This window comes from Chryseobacterium contaminans (assembly GCF_001684955.1).
In the GTDB taxonomy this organism is placed as follows: Bacteria; Bacteroidota; Bacteroidia; order Flavobacteriales; family Weeksellaceae; genus Chryseobacterium; species Chryseobacterium contaminans.
Window position 1 is genome coordinate 20,517 of record NZ_MAYF01000013.1, and the last position, 18,232, is coordinate 38,748.

At 35.9% G+C, this 18,232-nt stretch carries 17 protein-coding genes; 8 read left to right on the plus strand and 9 right to left on the minus strand.

Going from position 1 to position 18,232, the window contains the following annotated elements; genetic code table 11:
* Nucleotides 1-19: 19 nt before the first annotated feature.
* From BBH99_RS01655 to BBH99_RS01665, 3 genes are all read right to left on the minus strand, one after another.
* Entirely contained in the window at nt 20-1,096 is a 1,077-nt protein-coding gene (locus BBH99_RS01655) for an AI-2E family transporter (protein WP_066691086.1), read from the minus strand.
* 15 nt (nt 1,097-1,111) lie between these two features.
* The gene (locus BBH99_RS01660; protein WP_066691087.1) at nt 1,112-1,849 is read right to left on the minus strand and encodes a beta-carotene 15,15'-monooxygenase; all 738 of its coding nucleotides are present in this window, start codon (nt 1,847-1,849) and stop codon (nt 1,112-1,114) included.
* Nucleotides 1,850-1,921: 72 nt separating this feature from the next.
* On the minus strand, nt 1,922-2,644 hold the full coding sequence (locus tag BBH99_RS01665) for a hypothetical protein (protein ID WP_066691089.1): 723 nt from the start codon (nt 2,642-2,644) through the stop codon (nt 1,922-1,924).
* Nucleotides 2,645-2,691: 47 nt separating this feature from the next.
* Between BBH99_RS01665 and BBH99_RS01670 the strand changes: the two genes are divergently transcribed.
* Complete coding sequence (locus BBH99_RS01670; RefSeq protein ID WP_066691092.1) at nt 2,692-3,669, plus strand: aminodeoxychorismate synthase component I; 978 nt, start codon at nt 2,692-2,694, stop codon at nt 3,667-3,669.
* Nucleotides 3,653-4,279, plus strand: coding sequence for an aminotransferase class IV (locus BBH99_RS01675; protein WP_066691094.1), 627 nt, complete (start codon nt 3,653-3,655; stop codon nt 4,277-4,279). The genes BBH99_RS01670 and BBH99_RS01675 overlap by 17 nt, the downstream gene beginning before the upstream one ends.
* On the opposite strand, the gene menD is transcribed toward BBH99_RS01675, so the two are convergent.
* A complete protein-coding gene (gene menD / locus BBH99_RS01680; RefSeq protein ID WP_066691095.1) occupies nt 4,276-5,952 on the minus strand; it encodes a 2-succinyl-5-enolpyruvyl-6-hydroxy-3-cyclohexene-1-carboxylic-acid synthase in 1,677 nt (558 codons plus the stop codon). The genes BBH99_RS01675 and menD overlap by 4 nt on opposite strands.
* A gap of 84 nt (nt 5,953-6,036) precedes the next feature.
* Here menD and BBH99_RS01685 point away from each other — a divergent pair, with 84 nt between their 5' ends.
* Nucleotides 6,037-6,987, plus strand: a complete 951-nt coding sequence (locus BBH99_RS01685) for an isopenicillin N synthase family dioxygenase (protein WP_066691097.1) — start codon at nt 6,037-6,039, stop codon at nt 6,985-6,987.
* Nucleotides 6,988-7,035: 48 nt separating this feature from the next.
* Here the strand turns inward: BBH99_RS01685 and BBH99_RS01690 are convergent, their stop codons facing one another.
* Nucleotides 7,036-7,305, minus strand: coding sequence for a hypothetical protein (locus BBH99_RS01690; RefSeq protein WP_066691099.1), 270 nt, complete (start codon nt 7,303-7,305; stop codon nt 7,036-7,038).
* 224 nt (nt 7,306-7,529) lie between these two features.
* Here BBH99_RS01690 and BBH99_RS22205 point away from each other — a divergent pair, with 224 nt between their 5' ends.
* Nucleotides 7,530-7,694 carry a bacteriocin-like protein gene (locus tag BBH99_RS22205; RefSeq protein WP_165601862.1) on the plus strand — a complete coding sequence of 55 codons (165 nt, stop codon included), beginning with the start codon at nt 7,530-7,532 and terminating at the stop codon, nt 7,692-7,694.
* A gap of 355 nt (nt 7,695-8,049) precedes the next feature.
* Here BBH99_RS22205 and BBH99_RS01695 read toward each other — a convergent pair whose 3' ends face one another.
* Both BBH99_RS01695 and BBH99_RS01700 read right to left on the minus strand, forming a co-directional pair.
* A complete protein-coding gene (locus tag BBH99_RS01695; RefSeq protein WP_066691101.1) occupies nt 8,050-9,096 on the minus strand; it encodes a PA0069 family radical SAM protein in 1,047 nt (348 codons plus the stop codon).
* A gap of 122 nt (nt 9,097-9,218) precedes the next feature.
* The gene (locus BBH99_RS01700) at nt 9,219-9,413 is read right to left on the minus strand and encodes a hypothetical protein (protein ID WP_066691102.1); all 195 of its coding nucleotides are present in this window, start codon (nt 9,411-9,413) and stop codon (nt 9,219-9,221) included.
* Between the two features lie 174 nt (nt 9,414-9,587).
* On the opposite strand from BBH99_RS01700, the gene BBH99_RS01705 reads away from it, so the two are divergent.
* Complete coding sequence (locus BBH99_RS01705) at nt 9,588-9,938, plus strand: hypothetical protein (protein ID WP_066691104.1); 351 nt, start codon at nt 9,588-9,590, stop codon at nt 9,936-9,938.
* A 103-nt stretch (nt 9,939-10,041) separates the two neighbouring features.
* On the opposite strand, the gene BBH99_RS01710 is transcribed toward BBH99_RS01705, so the two are convergent.
* Nucleotides 10,042-12,699 (minus strand): hypothetical protein, encoded by a 2,658-nt coding sequence (locus tag BBH99_RS01710; protein ID WP_066691107.1) that lies wholly within the window; start codon nt 12,697-12,699, stop codon nt 10,042-10,044.
* A 30-nt stretch (nt 12,700-12,729) separates the two neighbouring features.
* Complete coding sequence (locus BBH99_RS01715) at nt 12,730-13,527, minus strand: DUF2797 domain-containing protein (protein ID WP_066691114.1); 798 nt, start codon at nt 13,525-13,527, stop codon at nt 12,730-12,732.
* Nucleotides 13,528-13,617: 90 nt separating this feature from the next.
* Here BBH99_RS01715 and BBH99_RS01720 point away from each other — a divergent pair, with 90 nt between their 5' ends.
* The 3 genes from BBH99_RS01720 to secA all read left to right on the plus strand — a co-directional run bounded on the left by BBH99_RS01720 (nt 13,618) and on the right by secA (nt 18,203).
* Entirely contained in the window at nt 13,618-14,646 is a 1,029-nt protein-coding gene (locus BBH99_RS01720) for a GDP-mannose 4,6-dehydratase (RefSeq protein WP_066691116.1), read from the plus strand.
* A gap of 136 nt (nt 14,647-14,782) precedes the next feature.
* Nucleotides 14,783-15,004 carry a DUF2795 domain-containing protein gene (locus tag BBH99_RS01725; protein WP_002662059.1) on the plus strand — a complete coding sequence of 74 codons (222 nt, stop codon included), beginning with the start codon at nt 14,783-14,785 and terminating at the stop codon, nt 15,002-15,004.
* Nucleotides 15,005-15,128: 124 nt separating this feature from the next.
* On the plus strand, nt 15,129-18,203 hold the full coding sequence (secA, locus tag BBH99_RS01730; protein ID WP_066691122.1) for a preprotein translocase subunit SecA: 3,075 nt from the start codon (nt 15,129-15,131) through the stop codon (nt 18,201-18,203).
* Nucleotides 18,204-18,232 lie beyond the last annotated feature (29 nt).

Consider the following 18,232-nt stretch of genomic DNA (forward strand, 5'->3'; position numbering starts at 1 on the left):
CCCTCCACTTTTTATATAATTAAATCAATTTATCATTTACTTCAGGCTGATTGGGTAATTCCAGATCAGGAGGTGCATTTTCATCAGCGAATTCATTTCTGTATACCTGTATCAAAAGAAGGGTCAAAGAGATCAGAATAGGACCAAAAATAAGCCCCATAAAGCCAAAAAGATTCATTCCCATGATAATTCCAAAGACGGTATTCAGAGGGTGGATATTTTCAAGCTTCTTTAAAAGCGTAAAGCGAAGCAGATTATCTGTAAGTCCTACTACCACTACACAATAGATGGCAAGACCAATTCCCTGGGCTGTATTCCCTTCTGCAATCATAAAGATACAGACGGGAACATACACAATGGCTGTTCCTACAACCGGAATAACAGACGCTGCAGCCGTTAAAGCAAAAAGAAGAACAGCTCCCGGTGCTCCAAATATCAGATATCCGATAAGAGAAACGATCCCCTGACCAATAGCAACCACGGGAATTCCTATAGCGTTAGCCATAATAAGTTTTCTCAACTTTTCGCCCAGCAATGAAACATTGGATCGCTTTAAAGGAGCTGAATTGGTCAGAATTCTCTCAAACAATCTTGGTTTTTCAAGCATGAAATAAAGAATAAAGTACATGGACATTATTACGGTAAGCGTATTGAATGTTCCACTCAAAGCTGAAGTAGAGAATTTCCCGACAAAGCTTTTCAGCTTATTCATATTTTCCTGGCTCAGGATATCAAAACCTGTTTTTGATTCAATATAAGAATGTATTTTATCTAAAAACACATTGAATTTATCCATATAAGCCTGAGCATTTCCCAGTTTATCAATAATCAGATCTGCAATAAAATAAATTGGCAGGATCAGAACGATAAGACTCGCAAACATTAAGGCAAAAGCAGCAAGAGAAGGTTTCCATTTCTTTTCTTCCTGAAGGTAGAAGTTATACTTTCTGCAAACCACATAAATAGTAATAGCTCCTAAAACTGATGGAATAAACAATGCAAGGTTAAAGCAGATTAAACCTGCCAGCACCAAAATAATGGCGAGCAAAGAAACCTGCTTTATGGCAACACTGCTTATTTGATTGTCTTTATTCATCAAAAGTTATTTATCTTATTGTTTGTTATACATGATCTGCCTAGGCTTTCCAACAAATGCACAATACGCAGAATACATTACGACCATAATAAATGGAGCTGTAAGAATAATCCCAATTCCACATAAAATCACTCCGGCTAATGAGATTAAAAGCCCTAGAAAACTTACTCCCAAAAATGTTCCGTAATTCTCCTTTGCAATATTAAATGACTTGCTTAAGGCATCAATCGCTGATGAATTTTCAAATAACAGGATAGGATATCCTAGTAAAAGAAACGGATAAATAAAAATAAACGGAAGAAAACAAAGCGTTAGTGCAACCGAAGAAATAAGCCCTGAAAGGAAGCTATAAATCAGTATATTAACAAAATTCTGGCGGTATCCAATAAAAAGATCTGAAAATTCAATCGGATTTTTAGTATTGAATTTATTCACCATGTAAATCAAGCCTACATACAGAGGAGTCAATAACAGTAAAAAAAGGCTGGAGAACGTCATATACATTGAGAATCCTGGGGTTTCCCAATATCTAAAACTTCCATAATCACCTGAAGATTGCATTTCTTCCACAATAGCAGCAGAATTGAAGCCGGTAATACTTTGGATAATCATCCCTCCAACGATATAGACAATCATGGCAACAATAGCATACCCAAAAACACCCTTATACATATCAAAGGCATGTGAAATGATGGATCCCGTTTCTCTGTTGGGTACAGAACCTTGCTGGTCAAATTCGTTAAATTCAGACATAGTTTAAATATTTAATGATTTTACCAAATTTAACTTTTTTTGATAAAAAAACATATTAAACCTGGCTGAATTTTAGCTTTTCTCTGAAAATATTGTTTTATACAACGAATAAATCATCGCATTCCAGAAAGGAAATGTGAAAAGTCCCCCTATCAAAAACAAACTGAAACCCAGATATTTAAACAAAACCGCAACGAATATGCACACCATGATCTCCACAAAATACATTTTAAGAGCTTTAAAGTTTAAAGAAATGGCTTCAAATATCCTTTTATTGGTAAAAAACATCAGTGGCGCGACAAATACCGTTACTGCCACCCATATAATCGCCAACAGAATTGTAGGAACTGTAAGCCTGTAGATCATAAACCAGAAAAGATAATATCCCAGATATTTAAAAAAGTTAACTCCGTTATAGCCAACAAACAAATCCCCAAGTTCAATTTTCTCATTAAGATCCAGCTTTCTGAAGATCTGGAACATCCCAAGATTCAGAGGATAGAGAAATGCTGTGGTAGCCCAGATCGCAAGGGTAAACATCTGATAGGCTTCTGTAGCACTTAATTCCGCAATCTTTTCCATATAAGCCTTTGTACCTTCTTTTAAAGCCTCTGTCAGCACTTGATTTTGCTCCCATATGCCGTACCTGCTCCCGAAAAAGAACAAGGAGGTAAGAAAGATTCCAAAAAAGATCATTGAAAACATCAACTGAAAAACCAGTGTTTTATTCCAGTAGAAAAAAGCCTGCTTCAATATAAAATCAATTCCCGGTTTCTGAGGATATTTACTCTGCATCATAAAAATTTTATGCAAAAGTAAACATCAATAATTATTTTTGCCGAATGTTTTCAGTGAATCATCAAAAATTTATGGAAATGGATGAGCTTTCTCTTCAGAAGGTTCCTTATTTCTTTGTTATCGATTTTCTTTCAGAGAATGTTGAAATCTATCAGGAAGAAGAGATTGAAAAATCAGGCTTATTAATTGATTTTCAAACATTTTCAAACACAAAAAAAGAACATAAACTTAATAAAAAAATAGAATGGAAAGCTTTTCCGGAAACTAAGGAAAGCTTTAAAACAGGTTTTGATAAGGTTCAGAAAAATATTCGCCTCGGAAATTCCTATCTTGTAAATTATACCCGGAAAACTGAAATTGAGACCAATTTGAGCCTTGAAGAAATTTTTTATCACTCTGAGGCCAAGTACAAGGTTTTTTATAAAGATTTTTTTGTATTTTTTTCTCCTGAAACTTTTGTAAAGATTATTGACGGGAAAATTCTGACGTATCCTATGAAAGGCACTATTGACGCCTCCATAAAAAATGCTGCAGAAATCCTAAAGAGTGATCCCAAGGAAAAAGCCGAGCATTATACCGTAGTGGATTTACTCCGCAATGATCTGAGCATGGTTGCAGATGATGTATATGTAGACCAATTTCAGCATATTGACTTCCTTAAAACCTGGCAAAAAGATTTATATGCCATGAGTTCTGAAATTTCAGGAAAGTTAAAACCTGAATTTGACGGAAAAATAGGAAGTATTATGCAAAAGCTTCTTCCTGCAGGTTCTATTTTAGGCGCTCCAAAACCTAAAACACTGGAAATAATACTGGAGGCAGAAGGTTATGACCGAGGCTACTACACAGGTGTTTGCGGCTGGTTTGACGGTAAGAACCTAGACAGCTGCGTAATGATACGTTTTATTGAAAGAGAGCATGATAAGCTCTATTTCAAAAGCGGAGGCGGTATAACGCACATGAGTAAATTAGAAGACGAATATCAGGAAATGAAAAATAAAATCTATGTCCCAATTCATTGAAAGCATTAAGGTAGAAGATCAGGAGATTTTTCTATTGGAACTCCATCAAAAACGTGTCAATCAAACCTTTTCTCATTTTGGAAAAGAAGATTCTATTGATCTGGCCAAGATCTACAAAAATCTGGAGCATGATGAAGACGGGCTTTTCAAGCTGCGAATCTCTTATGATTTAGATAAAAGGATCCGAACCCAGATGATTCCTTATGCTATTCCTGAAATTCAGGACTTCCAGCTTGTTGAAAACAACAGCTTTGATTACTCGTTCAAGTTTGAAGACCGTAAGGAATTAGACAAAATGAAAATGAAAGCCAAGGCTGAAGAAATCATTATTGTTAAAAATAATCATATCACTGATACCTCTTTTTCCAATCTTCTATTTTTAAAAGGCAAAGACTGGTTTACTCCAAGCTCTTATCTTCTGAATGGGGTACAAAGACAGCATCTTTTAAAGCATAAAAAAATAAAAGAGGCTGAAATTACCTTACAAAATATAAAGCAGTTCAGCCACTTTCAACTCATCAACGCTCTAAACGACTTTGATGATATGTTTATCTATCCTATCGACAGAATTATGAATCTGCCGGGAAATGAGGAATATCTTGACCTTTAGCTTTCTTTCATGAAATTAAAGTAAGCTTTCTGAACATCAGCGCTATTCTTCCCGTAAGTATTCACTTCCAGGATTTTTGGCTGTGCATCCGGTTTGAAGAAATTCTCCAATACCCTGTCAAGCGTTAGCTCATCTTCCACTTTGATATAAGAGAATCCGAAGTGCTTAGCCAGATGTTCAGCATTTTTACGGTGTTTAGTTGCAATAAATTCATCTAAGGTATTGGGATTAGCATTTCCTGGCCCCGGAATGATTTTAAAGATATTTCCTTCCCCATTGTTGAAAATCATAATTCTTACAAAAGGTGGAATATATTGATTCCAAAGACCGTTAATGTCATAGAAGAAACTTAAATCTCCGGTAATCAACAAGGTAGGATTCTGATTTTTAATGGCAAAGCCCATTGCTGTAGAAGTAGAGCCGTCAATACCACTGGTTCCTCTGTTACAGTATATTCTTCTTTTTCCAAAATCAAACAGCTGTGCATATCTGATTCCTGATGAATTACTGAAATGGATATTATAATTTTCAGGAACAGTCTGTGCCGCTTTATTGAAGAAATAAAAATCTGAGAATTCAACGGTATTTAAAAACTGTTGATGCCTCGCATCTTTTTTATCTCTCAGAACATCCCAAAGATTGAAATAAGGCCTTGGTTCCAGATTAATAAATTTCAATAATTTGGAGAAGAACATTTCCGGTTTCACCTCTATTTTTTCTGTCAGAGAGAAATAAGTATCCGGCTGCCATACTTCATCCAGATGCCAGTGCTGCTTTGGTCTTGCACTTCTCAGGAACTGTTTTACTTTTTTAGACACTACATTCTGCCCCACAGTAATCAAAAGATCCGGAGCATAGGTTTTAAAATCTTCTTCTGTAAAGTTGAAGATATAACGGTCTATATGTCTGAAAAACTTTTCATGATATAAATTAGAATTTGCTTCACTCAAAACAACCACAGAATGGTTTTTAACCAGTTGTGTCAACTGATTTTCCAACTCCGGACTATAATCTCTGGTTCCCACCAATATCATAATTCTCTGAGAGGTATGCCACTCTGCAATCAGATTGGATGGAATTTCATAGTCTTTATGTTTAATGGTCTTTTCAACCGTTGGGAAGGTTGGAAGTTCTGATACCAATTCATACAATGGTTCTTCCAGAGGAATATTGATATGTACCGGACCTTGCTTTTCAAAGCAAAGCTCAATCGCCTTTTTTATCGTATCGAAATTAATATCTTCCGCATTCTCTTTACTGTCTTCCAGCAATTGGAAGTCTCCATAAGAATGCTGGTGAAAAACATCTTTCTGCCTGATAGTCTGCCCATCAAAAATATCAACAAAATCCGTTGGTCTGTCAGCCGTTAGAACTAAAAGCGGAATATTCTGATAAAATGCTTCTGTAATGGCAGGATAGTAATTCACCACCGCAGATCCGCTGGTACAGGTAACTGCTACTGGTTTTTTCTCACTCTTAGCCATTCCCATTGCAACGAAGGCAGCACTTCTTTCGTCTACGATACTGTAGCAGTTGAAGCTGTCTATTTCTGAAAAATGAATCGCCAAAGGAGCATTCCTTGATCCCGGTGAAATGACAACATCTGCAATTCCGTACTGCTGAAGAAGATGTGCAAGTATTTGGATACTTCTCTTAGAAGAATATTTTTTCATACAGCAAATTTAACTTATAAATAATGATTTTAAAATCATTTAATTTAAAAAAAATGTAATTTTGCTATTCGTAAATTTCTAAAAATGGATAAAATACCTAGTGTAGACCTGCGTGATTTCCTTTCGGACAACCCGGAACGCAAACAGAAATTTGTAAATGAAATCGGAAAAGCTTATGAAGAAATTGGTTTTGTAGCCTTAAAAGGCCACTTTCTTGATGACAACCTTGTAGAAGATTTATATGGAGAGGTAAAAAACTTTTTTGACCAGCCAGTGGAAACGAAACAAAAGTATGAGATTCCAGGAATTGGTGGCCAGAGAGGATATGTAGGATTCGGTAAAGAAACTGCAAAAGGTTTCAAAAAAGGAGACTTGAAAGAATTTTGGCACTTCGGGCAGTATCTGTCTGATGATTCAAAATACAAAGCTGAGTATCCAGACAATGTCATCGTTGAGGAACTTCCAAAATTCAACGAAGTAGGTAAACAAGCCTTCCAGATGCTTGAAAAAACCGGGCAGTATGTTTTAAGAGCACTAGCTTTACACCTTGGTTTAGATGAGTTTTATTTTGACGATAAAATCGCTGAAGGAAACTCCATCTTAAGACCTATTCACTACCCGCCAATTACTGAAGAACCAGATGATGCGGTAAGAGCAGCAGCCCACGGAGATATTAATCTTATCACTCTTTTAATGGGAGCACAAGGAAAAGGTCTTCAGGTTCAGAACCACAACGGAGAATGGATCGATGCTATTGCAGAACCAGATGAGTTGATGATTAACGTTGGAGATATGTTATCAAGACATACTAACAACAAATTGAAATCTACGATTCACAGAGTGGTAAACCCGCCAAGAGAATTGTGGAGTACTTCAAGATATTCAATTCCTTTCTTTATGCACCCAGTAAGTGCGATGTCATTAAACGCTCTTGAAAACTGTGTAGACGAAAACAATCCAAAGTTATACGAAGACACTACTGCAGGAGAATTTTTACATGAAAGACTTATCGAATTAGGATTGATTAAAAAATAATCATAAATGAATAATAGTCAGTAATTAAATTACTGACTATTTTTTTATTTATCCCGTTATACAGTAAAACTCCGGACAAGGAGTAGACTGTATAAAAGTTCCCCACGGGCAAATACAGGTATAGCTACTTCCACCACCGGTGCCGCCACCGCCGCCCGGATCAATTACATAGGGTACACATTTTCCTCCGGAACATATATATCCGGGCGCACAGCCACCTTCACCAGGCCCACCTCCTTCAAAACAATAGGCAGGTCCTATGTCACCCGCTATCATTTTCTTTTGTTCATCTCTGGAAAGTTTTTTGAAATTTTTCATAGTTTGATGTTTCGTTTTTCCTACTCTATCAGCTTTTCGGATACCGCTTTTCTAAAATTAGAATTTATTTATCTAATATTCAAATATTTACAATTGAAATTTACGTTGGATTAAATTTTTAGTAACATTTTAAATAAATTCCATTTTTTAATACCCATCACTTTATTTAATTGAAAACATTTTAATTAATTTTGTTTTACTATCAAATTTTTAATTAAAACAATATGAAAAATCTAAAAAAACTAAGAAAAGACCAATTGAAAGGTATTTCCGGAGGAGCTAATTTCCCAGGAGTTGAATACTGTCTGTATGCTTGTAATGGTACGATCATTTGTGCCGTCTGCAGTGATGATTTCAAATGCCCTGTTACAGGTGAGGAAATAATGTAATTCTCTTATTAGAATGTAATTAACCGTTTCTTATGAAGCGGTTTTTTTTATTGTCCAGTATTCTCACGCAACAACGAAATAAAAAACTCATAAACAAATACTTAAGAATATTTTCATATCTTTATTTAAACCAAAATCAAACTATATGAAAAATTTAATAAAATTAAGTAAAGACAAATTGAAAATAATTTCCGGGGGAATAAGTTATCCATATCCCGGTGAATGTTTTTATGTGTGCAGCGATGGAATACAATATAGAGCACTGTGCAGATTGGAATTCATTTGCCCCGATGGCGAACAGCCTATTATTTACTAGAACTAATAACCGCTCCTTTTTTGGGCGGTTTTTTATACTTTAATCAAACAGTCTCAACTGCTGGTCCTTCGTTCCTGTAAAGTTGGCTATTGATAGTTTGGGAAACTCTTTTCCTTCAAAAAACTTTTTCCTCCCTATTTTAAAGGTCGTATGTATCATTTCAGCAATATTCCCCTCTCCTCTCTGTCTTTCAAAATATCTTTTATCACCTAACTTTCCGCCACGCATAGAACGGATCAAATTTAATACTTTCTGCGCCCTGTCCGGAAAGTGAGATTCAATCCAATTGACAAAAACAGGCTCTACAGTATCATTTAGTCTCACCAATGTATATCCGAATCCCAAAGCACCTGCATCAGAAATAGATTTCAGAATATTCAAGGGTTCATCACTGTTCAACCCAGGAATAATAGGCGCTACCATGACATGAACGGGGATTTTATTTTCAGAAAGAATTTCAATGGCCTTCAGTTTATTGGGAGCAGAGCTTGTTCTCGGCTCCATCTTTCTTCTTAATTCCTCGTTTATGGTAGGAATGCTTAAAGAAACTGAAACAAGATTCTGTTCAGCCATTGGCTTTAAAATATCCAAATCCCTCAATACCAATGCGTTTTTTGTCAGAATATTGACAGGATGTCTGTAATCAAGACAAACCTGCAGAAGTTTTCTGGTAATTTCGAATTGTCTTTCGGCAGGCTGGTAGCAGTCGGTATTTCCGGAGAGCAAAATAGGAGCGGCTTTATAGCCTCTTTTTTGAAAAAACTTTTTCAGCAGTTCAGGAGCATTTTTCTTTACCATGATCTTTCTTTCGAAATCAATTCCGGCACTGTATCCCCAATATTCATGAGTAGGTCTGGCAAAGCAGTAAGAACAACCGTGTTCACATCCTTGATAAGGATTCATAGAATACTCCATAGGAAGGTCTTCACTTTTCACCTGATTCACAATGGTTTTTGGAAATACTTCAGTAAAAGAGGTCTTCACCGTTTCGAAATCTTCATCTTCAGGTTCATAGGTATACCTGTCGAAACGGTTAATAACGTTTCGCTGAGCTCCCTGACCTTTTATGAAATTTTCGTTTGACATTCTGATGTAAAATTAGAATGGATTTTTTATAAAATAATGAACTTTAACATTTAAGTTTTCCACAAAAAAATCCAACACTTTCAAAAGTGTTGGATTTAAACATAATTTAATATATTTTTTTACTACTTCAGCGCGTAAAACTCCACTCCGTGTGTTTCGTCGTCGTGGTTTTTTTCATCAAAGTGTCTGTGATAGTCTGAATAACTGTCACTATATTTTTTATCTTTTTTAGTCAATATTTTTTTGATGCTTATTAAACTTAATACTGCCAAAAGACCAACTCCCCCTGCCAGTAAAACTCCAACTTCTTTTTTCATATTTTCTTTGATTTATTGTGATGAGTATTGCAAAAAGTGTACCTATTTGACTGTTCCGAATTATAAATTTTGTTAACATTAAACTCTATTTTTAAGAAAATTATAATCCACTATTTTTCTTATCTTTAGAAAAGCAATGGTTTAATTATTGTACTTATTAACAAAAATTGTATTATGGAAAATCCAGAAAACATCGATCAAATGACCACGTTAAGTCAGGTCATGAAAAAGCTCTCTGAGAGAGGGATACAGAGGGAATTCAGAATGAATGAAAACTGTGAAATGAAATTTGAAAATTCTGAAAAAATTTATCAGCCTTCCGAATTAACCATTTTAAAAACCTACCGTTTTGAAGGAGACAGCAATCCCGATGACAATGCGGTATTATATGTGGTAAAAGATGATGCCGGAAACCGTGGAATGATCATTGATTCCTATGGTGCAGACAGCAATTATCCTGGCGAAAAGTTTGATGAATTCCTAAGAGATATCCCAGTTCACGAAAGTGATGAGTTCAATTTCTAGACACAGAACCCAATATATTATTTTTTAAACCATTAAGGCGATTTTAATTAAAATAAAATTACTTCCTGCTAATTTTATGGTTACACTTTAATGGTTTAAAAAATTATTTCTCTTCAGCATTCTCTTTCTTTTTAAAAATACCATTCAAGAACCCTGTTTTCTCCTTTTTATCTTCCGGAGATGGTGAAGCATCTTTTTTATGCTTGATTTCTTCTTTGATACTTTTTACCGACTGTTTCATGTCCTTTACTGATGAAACAGCATTTTTAACTTTCTGCTCTGTTTTTTCTACATTTTTTCCAATGAGAGTTTTCTTCAATCCCTGTTCTATCCCCTTCCAAAAAAGGTTAAAGAAGGATTTTGTTGGATCACGCTCCACATTTTCTACCGTTACTGATTCCGGATAATTTCCTGAGTTTGATTTTAAAAAAACATTAGCCACTGCCGTTAAAAAACCTTTCTTTTCGTGATTATTTTTGTTCAGGACAGCAATCTTCAGGTCTTTATGCTTTAAATTAAATGTTCCGTGTAATCCGGCCGGATTTCCTTTAAAATTAAATAACATCTCCTGAATAGTTCCCGCAGTAGCCGTTACATGCAAATAAGGTCTGATAAACGGATTAATTCCATTCGCAGGAAGGTTGGAGGTTTTTCCTGAAATCGTAAAAGTATCATGCTGATCTGCAACATCAAAACCCCAGTTCACAGAAAGCGGCGATAAATTCATGAATGAACAGTTAATATTGATATCCACTTTGGTGGGTTTTCCTTTTGCTTTTGCCGAATTCAGATTCTTAACATTCATATTAAAATTACTGAATGTAAGTTTCCCCGGCCCCATACTTTCGGGAGTATCTTCCTCGTACACTAAAACAGAGTTCTTCAGATCCAGCGTATTGATATTCATAGGGATTTTAATGGAACGAAGCATTTTAGAATACAATGCCTTGATCTTTGGGTCATCCTTTGGAATTTTACTTCTGAAAATATTAGCATCCGCAGATTGAACCACCATATGAGAAGCATTGATGAATTTATGATCGGAAAATAAGTCCCAATCACCTTCTGCTGTTATCTGACCTGCTTTCAAATCATACAAATCCCTCTCCACAGGGATCATTTTGATAAACTGGCTTCTTGAAACGAGAGGTTTCATTGCAAAGTTATTGATCTGGACTTTATTCTTGTTCAGTTTTAAAAGCCCAAGACTGAGATTGTAAAATTGAGTTCTGTAAGCAAAATTACGTGTTGTCAGAAAGTAATCTTTGACCCTAAAAGAAAGCCCTTGATGATTTGTTTTGGGGCTTATTTCAATATCATTTACAGTAGCATTCAAATCATGGAATGCTAATGGCTCTTTTCCTTTATCATAAGTAATATTAGAGTTCTTTAAGGAAACTTTTCTGATGATGGCAGATTGTAAAATACCCGGGCTGGTCGTTTTCTTCGGTTTACTTTCCCCTGCATTAATGATTCCGTTTGCATTTTCAATCAGAACGTCTTTAATGTCAAGATTCAGTTTTTTATTAATGAATTCCAGTTTATTGATATTAAAAGCAATATGATTGGATTTTAAATCTATTGTTGTTTTTCCGTTGGCTTGTGCTCCCGGAGTTAATGAAAGATCTTTAATTTCTCCGCTGGTAGGCTTCAGTGCAATACTTCCAATGGCAATATTCTGATGATCAGCATAGATAATATCTTTCCCGGAGAATGTAAAATCCTTATATCCAACCGGAATCACCTGCTCGGAAGTCTCTTTATTGAATCTAAGCTGATTGATATTCAGATTCAGGTTTCCTGCAGATAAAAACCTGCTTCCGTCAGCCTTATTGACTTGTGCTACAGCATTTTTAAGTTTTATATTCTCTAAATTAACTTCAAAGTTCGACTTCTTCTCTTCCTTCTTAATGTTTTTCACGCCGGTATTATAGACCGTAAAAACCGGATTTTGAAAATCTGCATCAGAAAGGGAAACTTTATTTTTATTCAAAACCACATCCTTAAATTCCATTTTAGGAATGGTAAATTCAAAAAGCTGAGTTTTTTGAGGATAAAACCTTTTAAACTGGGCAAAAGACAGGAGCGGAATCAGCTTAAAATTCTCAACAGCCATCTGCCCATCTGTTGTGTTGATAGAGCGAATGGTAACTGCATATACATCATCCGGTCTGAAAAAGAAGTTTTGTCCTTTAATACTGTATCGGTCAAAAACAACCGGCAGCTTATCTTCTACAGACTCTTCCGTCATCTGTAAATTTTCCACCAGGAGATCAAGCTGTTGTACAGATAAAAATTTCTGCTTGGTATGCTTGAAAATGGCAATTTTCCCTGTGTTGATCCTGATATTCTCAAATAAGAAAGGATTTCTTTTTTTTCCTGTTTTCTGGTCCACAGGTTTTGCCAAAATGACATTTAGGTTAGGTTTTGCCAGCAGCAGATCAGATGAACTTATTGTTTTATTGAAAATAGCATCATAAATCCCAAAACGGCTGACCTTTAATGTATCAATGGTTCCTTGAAGCCCAATAACATTAGCATTTTGTGGATTTTTACTGTTGACGGAAATTCCGGTTGCCAGAATATTTCCGGTGCTAAAATCCACATCCAGACTTTTGTAGGAAACTCTATAATCCGTATTATTTTTTATATACGTCGGAAGCTGGGTTTTAAGCCAAAAGTTCAGCCCGAAATTCGCAGCAAGAAGAAGAGCTGCAAGGATTCCGAAACTGATTAATAGTCTTTTAACCCATTTTTTCATATTTGTGATTTGGTTGAATATTTAATGAAATTAATTTTTGATTTCCAGCTCTATCACATAGCCTTCATGTCCTCTTACATTGATAAAATTTCCACCTTCAAATCCCAGATACTGTCCTTTTACTCCGGTAAGTCTCCCTGTAAATTCCGGTTTCTTATCTAATGTAAATGAAGTTACTTTCTCTGGTTTTTCAAAAGGATAATCAAATCTCCACAATTCTTCTCCTTCACTGTAGAATTTTTGGAAATCTTCTGGGAAATGATCTTTTATCTTTTGTCTGAAATCTGCAAGATCCACTTCATCTTCAAAATCATCCTGAAGCATTTTTCTCCAGTTTGTTTTATCTGCTAAGTGCTCTTTTAGGGCAACTTCTATCATTCCTGCTTCATAGCGGTTTTCAGTTCTGGCAATAGGCAGTGCAAATGTGGCTCCTTGATCAATCCATCTTGTTGGGATCTGGGTATTTCTGGTCACCCCCACTTTTACATCTCCGGTGTATGCCAGGTATACAGTGTGAGGCTGAAGCTGAATTTCTTTTTCCACTTCCAGATCACGTTCTGCTACACCTAAATGAGCAGTGGAAAGCTCCGGACGGATGATCGTATCACTGGCATAAGGGCTTTCAAAAAAGCAGTTTTTACAGAAGCCCATTCTATAGATAGGCTTATTTTCACCACAGTTTACACATTGAAACCCTACATGCTTAATGCTTAATTCCTTTCCCAATAACTCATTAATATGTATTAAATCTCCTGAAAGATTCAGATAATATTGGATGGGTTTAGCATCATAGCTTATCATTTTTAAAATTTGCCCTTGAAACTGCATATTATATTTATATTACTTTTTTACGTAAATTTAATGATTATATTTTTCAAAAAGTAAAATTTATATTTTTGTATACATAAAAAACCATTGATGATTTATCTTGTAACAGGCGGTAGCGGGTTCATCGGTTCCCATTTAGTTGAACAATTATTAAGAAATGGACATTCTGTCATAAACATTGACAATTTTGATGATTTCTATAGCTATCAGGTAAAAATTAAAAATACTTTAGAGTCTATTGATAAAATTTCGGATTTTGAATTTTCAGATAAAGAAGCTGATATTCAACGTCTGATTTCCCTATCTCATTCCGATAAATATTCCCTCTACTATCAGGATATCAGAGACAAAAAAGGACTTGAAAACATTTTCAGGAGCCACCCTATCGATATGGTAATCCATCTGGCTGCATTAGCAGGTGTTCGCCCTTCTATTGAAAGGCCTTTGGAATACGAAGAAGTCAACGTTCGTGGTACGATGAATCTTTGGGAACTCTGTAAAGACTTCGGCATTAAAAAATTTGTTTGTGCGTCTTCATCAAGCGTTTATGGAAACAATGAAAAAACTCCTTTTGCAGAAACAGACAATGTAGACAACCCCATTTCTCCTTATGCTGCTACAAAAAAAAGCGGGGAAATCCTGGGCCATGTTTATCATACTCTTTATCATATTGATATGATCCAGCTTAGGTTCTTTACAGTATATGGGCCAAGGCAGCGTCCGGACCTTGCCATTCACAAGTTTACAAAGCTTATTTCAGAAGGCATTGAAATCCCTTTTTATGGTGATGGAACAACGGCCAGAGATTATACGTATATTGATGACATTATTGACGGAATCATTAAATCTGTCTTTTATTTAGAAACTCATTCCGATGTATATGAAGTCATTAATCTGGGAGAAAGTCAGGTAGTCACTTTAACGGAAATGGTTGCTGCCCTAGAAGATGCTTTAAAAATGACAGCCCATCGAAAAATTCTGCCAATGCAGCCGGGAGATGTCACAAAAACCAATGCCGATATTACCAAAGCAAGGACATTAATAGGATATAAACCTGACACAGACTTCCAAAATGGCATAAAAAAATTTGTGGAATGGTTTTTGAGAAAACGACAATAAGTAAATTACTGACATGGCTGCCATACAGTTGGTGACAGTGATTTATAAGAAAAAATTATAAAAAGAATTGAAAATCAAGTATAAAAAAGTTTATTATACAACCTATTTTTATACTTTTGCAAAAAATTAGAAAATTATGTACTGGACATTAGAATTAGCTTCATATCTAAGTGACGCACCTTGGCCAATGACAAAAGCAGAGCTTATTGACTACGCAATCAGAACTGGTGCACCTATGGAAGTAGTAGAAAACCTTCAGGCCATTGAAGATGAAGGAGAGATTTATGAATCTATTGAGGAAGTTTGGAGTGACTATCCTACTGACGAGGATTTCCTTTGGAACGAGGACGAATATTAATAAAGCGATAAGCTTTAGGCTGCTGGCTTAGAGCTTTTTTGCCCTTTTTTATATAGTAACTACACGATAAGCGTGTCATTAAAACGCTTAAAGCATCTTGCATTAAGCATAAAGCAAAAAATTTATGAGTTTTTTAAACAAAGTTCTTAAAGGGTTTTTGGGAGACAAAAAAGCGCAGGACCTAAAAGAAGTAAAAAAAGTTGTAACAAAAATCAAGGCTGTAGAACCAAACATTCAACAATTGTCGGATGATGGTTTGAGACAAAAAACTGCTGAGTTTAAAGCAAATATTAAAAATGCTACCAGCAAGATCACAGCTCAAATAGAACAGATTAAAGAGCAGATAAAGAACTCAACAAATGTTGATGAGAAAGAAGCTCTTTTCACAAAGATTGAGTCTCTTAAAAAAGAATCATACGAAATTGAAGAGAAAGTTCTTACCCAGATCCTTCCGGAAGCTTTTGCATTGGTAAAAGAAACGGCAAGAAGATGGGCACAGAACGGGGAGATTCGTGTAACAGCAACCGATTGGGATAGAGAATTAGCTGCTGCAGGAAAAGATTTCGTTAGCATTCAGGGAGACCAGGCTGTTTGGAAAAACTCATGGGATGCTGCCGGAACTCCAGTAGTTTGGGATATGGTCCACTATGATGTTCAGTTTATCGGAGGTATTATTCTTCACAGCGGTAAAATTGCCGAAATGGCAACCGGTGAAGGTAAAACTTTGGTAGGAACATTACCTATTTACTTAAATTCACTTCCGGAAAGAGGGGTTCACGTAGTAACCGTGAATGACTATCTTGCGAAAAGAGACTCCGCTTGGATGGGACCTCTTTACCAGTTCCATGGAATGTCTATCGACTGTATCGATAACCACCAGCCGAACTCAGACGGAAGAAGAAAAGCATATAACTCAGATATTACTTACGGAACAAACAACGAATTTGGTTTCGATTATCTGAGAGATAACATGGTGACTTCACCTTCAGAACTGGTACAAAGAGAATTGAACTTTGCGATCGTGGATGAGGTGGATTCTGTATTGGTGGATGATGCAAGAACACCGTTGATTATTTCAGGTCCGGTTCCTCAGGGAGACAGACAGGAATTCGACGTTCTTAAACCTTCTATCGACAGAATTGTTGAAGTTCAGAAAAAAACGGTTTCTGCCATTTTCAATGAAGCGAAAAAACTAATCGCGGCAGGAAATACCAAAGAAGGAGGATTCAAATTGCTTCAGGCATACAGAGGTCTTCCTAAAAACAGACAATTAATCAAATTCTTATCGGAAAGCGGAAACAGAGCATTGCTTCAGAAAGTTGAAGCTCAATACATGCAGGATAACAACCGTGACATGCCGATTGTAGATAAAGACCTTTATTTCGTAATTGAGGAGAAAAACAACCAGGTAGACCTTACAGACAAAGGTGTTGAATACATGTCTCAGGGGAATTCTGATCCAAACTTTTTCGTTCTTCCGGATATCGGAACTGAAATTGCAGAAGTAGAAGCTAAAAATTTATCTAAAGAAGAAGAATTTGAAGCTAAAGAAAAACTTTTCAGTGATTTTGCTGAAAAATCTGAAAGAGTTCACACGATGAGCCAGCTATTGAAAGCGTACACATTATTTGAAAAAGATGATGAATATGTAGTAATTGATGGCGAGGTAAAAATCGTTGACGAGCAGACTGGTCGTATCATGGAAGGAAGACGTTATTCTGACGGTCTTCACCAGGCGATCGAAGCGAAAGAAAATGTAAAGATTGAGGCTGCTACTCAAACTTTTGCAACCATTACGCTTCAGAACTATTTCCGTATGTATAACAAACTTGCGGGGATGACTGGTACTGCTGAAACTGAGGCTGGTGAGCTTTGGGAGATCTACAAATTAGATGTTGTGGTAATTCCAACCAACCGTCCTATCTTAAGACATGACAGACAGGATTTAGTTTTCAAAACTAACAGAGAAAAATATAACGCTGTAATTGAAGAAATTGAAAAATTAACGGCAGAGAAAAGACCTGTACTTGTAGGTACAACTTCTGTTGAGATTTCTCAGTTGCTTTCAAAAGCCCTTCAATTAAGAAAAATCCCACACCAGGTATTGAACGCGAAGCTTCACAAAAAAGAAGCAGAAATTGTTGCAGGAGCCGGACAGCCGGGAGTTGTAACCATTGCAACGAACATGGCAGGTCGTGGTACGGATATTAAATTATCTAAAGAAGTAAAAGAAGCAGGAGGTTTAGCAATTATCGGTACTGAAAGACACGATTCAAGACGTGTTGACAGACAGCTAAGAGGTAGAGCTGGTCGTCAGGGAGATCCGGGAAGTTCTCAGTTCTATGTATCTCTTGAAGATAACCTGATGCGTTTATTCGGTTCTGAAAGAATCGCTAAAATGATGGACAGAATGGGACATAAAGAAGGTGAAGTGATTCAGCACTCTATGATCAGCAAGTCTATTGAAAGAGCTCAGAAAAAAGTAGAAGAAAACAACTTCGGAACAAGAAAAAGACTTCTTGAGTATGATGACGTAATGAACAAACAACGTGACGTAATCTATAAGAGAAGAAAGAATGCTCTATTCGGAGATCACCTGAAATACGACATTACGAACATGATTTTCGATGTAGCGAACTCTATCGTTGCGAAAGGAAAAGCTACAGGAAACTATAAGGATTTTGAATACGAAATCATCAAAACCTTTACCATGGAATCTCCTGTTTCTGAAAATGATTTTAAGAATAAAAATGTTCAGGACTTAACAAATATCTTATTCAAAGCGGCTCAGGAAGATTACCAGATGAAGCTGAACCTATTGAAAGAAAAATCATTCCCAATCATTGAGAATGTATACCAAAACCAAGGTTCAATGTTTAAGATGATTCAGGTTCCTTTCACAGACGGACATAAGACAATGACCATTGTGGCTGACTTGAAAGAAGCTTATGAAACTAAGTGCGAAAGTTTGATCAACGACTTTGAAAAGAACATCACTTTATCCATCATTGATGAAAACTGGAAGCTTCACCTTCGTGAAATGGATGACTTAAGAAGATCTTCTCAGGGAGCTGTTTATGAACAAAAAGATCCACTTGTAATTTACAAACAGGAATCTTTCCATTTATTCAGTGAAATGATAGAGAAATTAAACAAGGAAATTATTTCTTTCTTATACAAAGGAGAAATTCCTGCATAAGAAATAATTAACGATATTATTAAAAAAAC

Coding starts and splice junctions, on each gene's coding strand:
- BBH99_RS01715 (WP_066691114.1), bottom strand. CDS start 13,527: ATGCAGTTTCAAGGGCAAATTTTAAAAATGATAAGCTATGATGCTAAA.
- BBH99_RS01665 (WP_066691089.1), bottom strand. CDS start 2,644: ATGCAGAGTAAATATCCTCAGAAACCGGGAATTGATTTTATATTGAAG.
- BBH99_RS01695 (WP_066691101.1), bottom strand. CDS start 9,096: ATGTCAAACGAAAATTTCATAAAAGGTCAGGGAGCTCAGCGAAACGTT.
- secA (WP_066691122.1), top strand. CDS start 15,129: ATGAGTTTTTTAAACAAAGTTCTTAAAGGGTTTTTGGGAGACAAAAAA.
- BBH99_RS01670 (WP_066691092.1), top strand. CDS start 2,692: ATGTTTTCAGTGAATCATCAAAAATTTATGGAAATGGATGAGCTTTCT.
- menD (WP_066691095.1), bottom strand. CDS start 5,952: ATGAAAAAATATTCTTCTAAGAGAAGTATCCAAATACTTGCACATCTT.
- BBH99_RS01655 (WP_066691086.1), bottom strand. CDS start 1,096: ATGAATAAAGACAATCAAATAAGCAGTGTTGCCATAAAGCAGGTTTCT.
- BBH99_RS01710 (WP_066691107.1), bottom strand. CDS start 12,699: ATGAAAAAATGGGTTAAAAGACTATTAATCAGTTTCGGAATCCTTGCA.
- BBH99_RS01725 (WP_002662059.1), top strand. CDS start 14,783: ATGTACTGGACATTAGAATTAGCTTCATATCTAAGTGACGCACCTTGG.
- BBH99_RS01685 (WP_066691097.1), top strand. CDS start 6,037: ATGGATAAAATACCTAGTGTAGACCTGCGTGATTTCCTTTCGGACAAC.
- BBH99_RS01705 (WP_066691104.1), top strand. CDS start 9,588: ATGGAAAATCCAGAAAACATCGATCAAATGACCACGTTAAGTCAGGTC.
- BBH99_RS01700 (WP_066691102.1), bottom strand. CDS start 9,413: ATGAAAAAAGAAGTTGGAGTTTTACTGGCAGGGGGAGTTGGTCTTTTG.
- BBH99_RS22205 (WP_165601862.1), top strand. CDS start 7,530: ATGAAAAATCTAAAAAAACTAAGAAAAGACCAATTGAAAGGTATTTCC.
- BBH99_RS01675 (WP_066691094.1), top strand. CDS start 3,653: ATGTCCCAATTCATTGAAAGCATTAAGGTAGAAGATCAGGAGATTTTT.
- BBH99_RS01660 (WP_066691087.1), bottom strand. CDS start 1,849: ATGTCTGAATTTAACGAATTTGACCAGCAAGGTTCTGTACCCAACAGA.
- BBH99_RS01690 (WP_066691099.1), bottom strand. CDS start 7,305: ATGAAAAATTTCAAAAAACTTTCCAGAGATGAACAAAAGAAAATGATA.
- BBH99_RS01720 (WP_066691116.1), top strand. CDS start 13,618: ATGATTTATCTTGTAACAGGCGGTAGCGGGTTCATCGGTTCCCATTTA.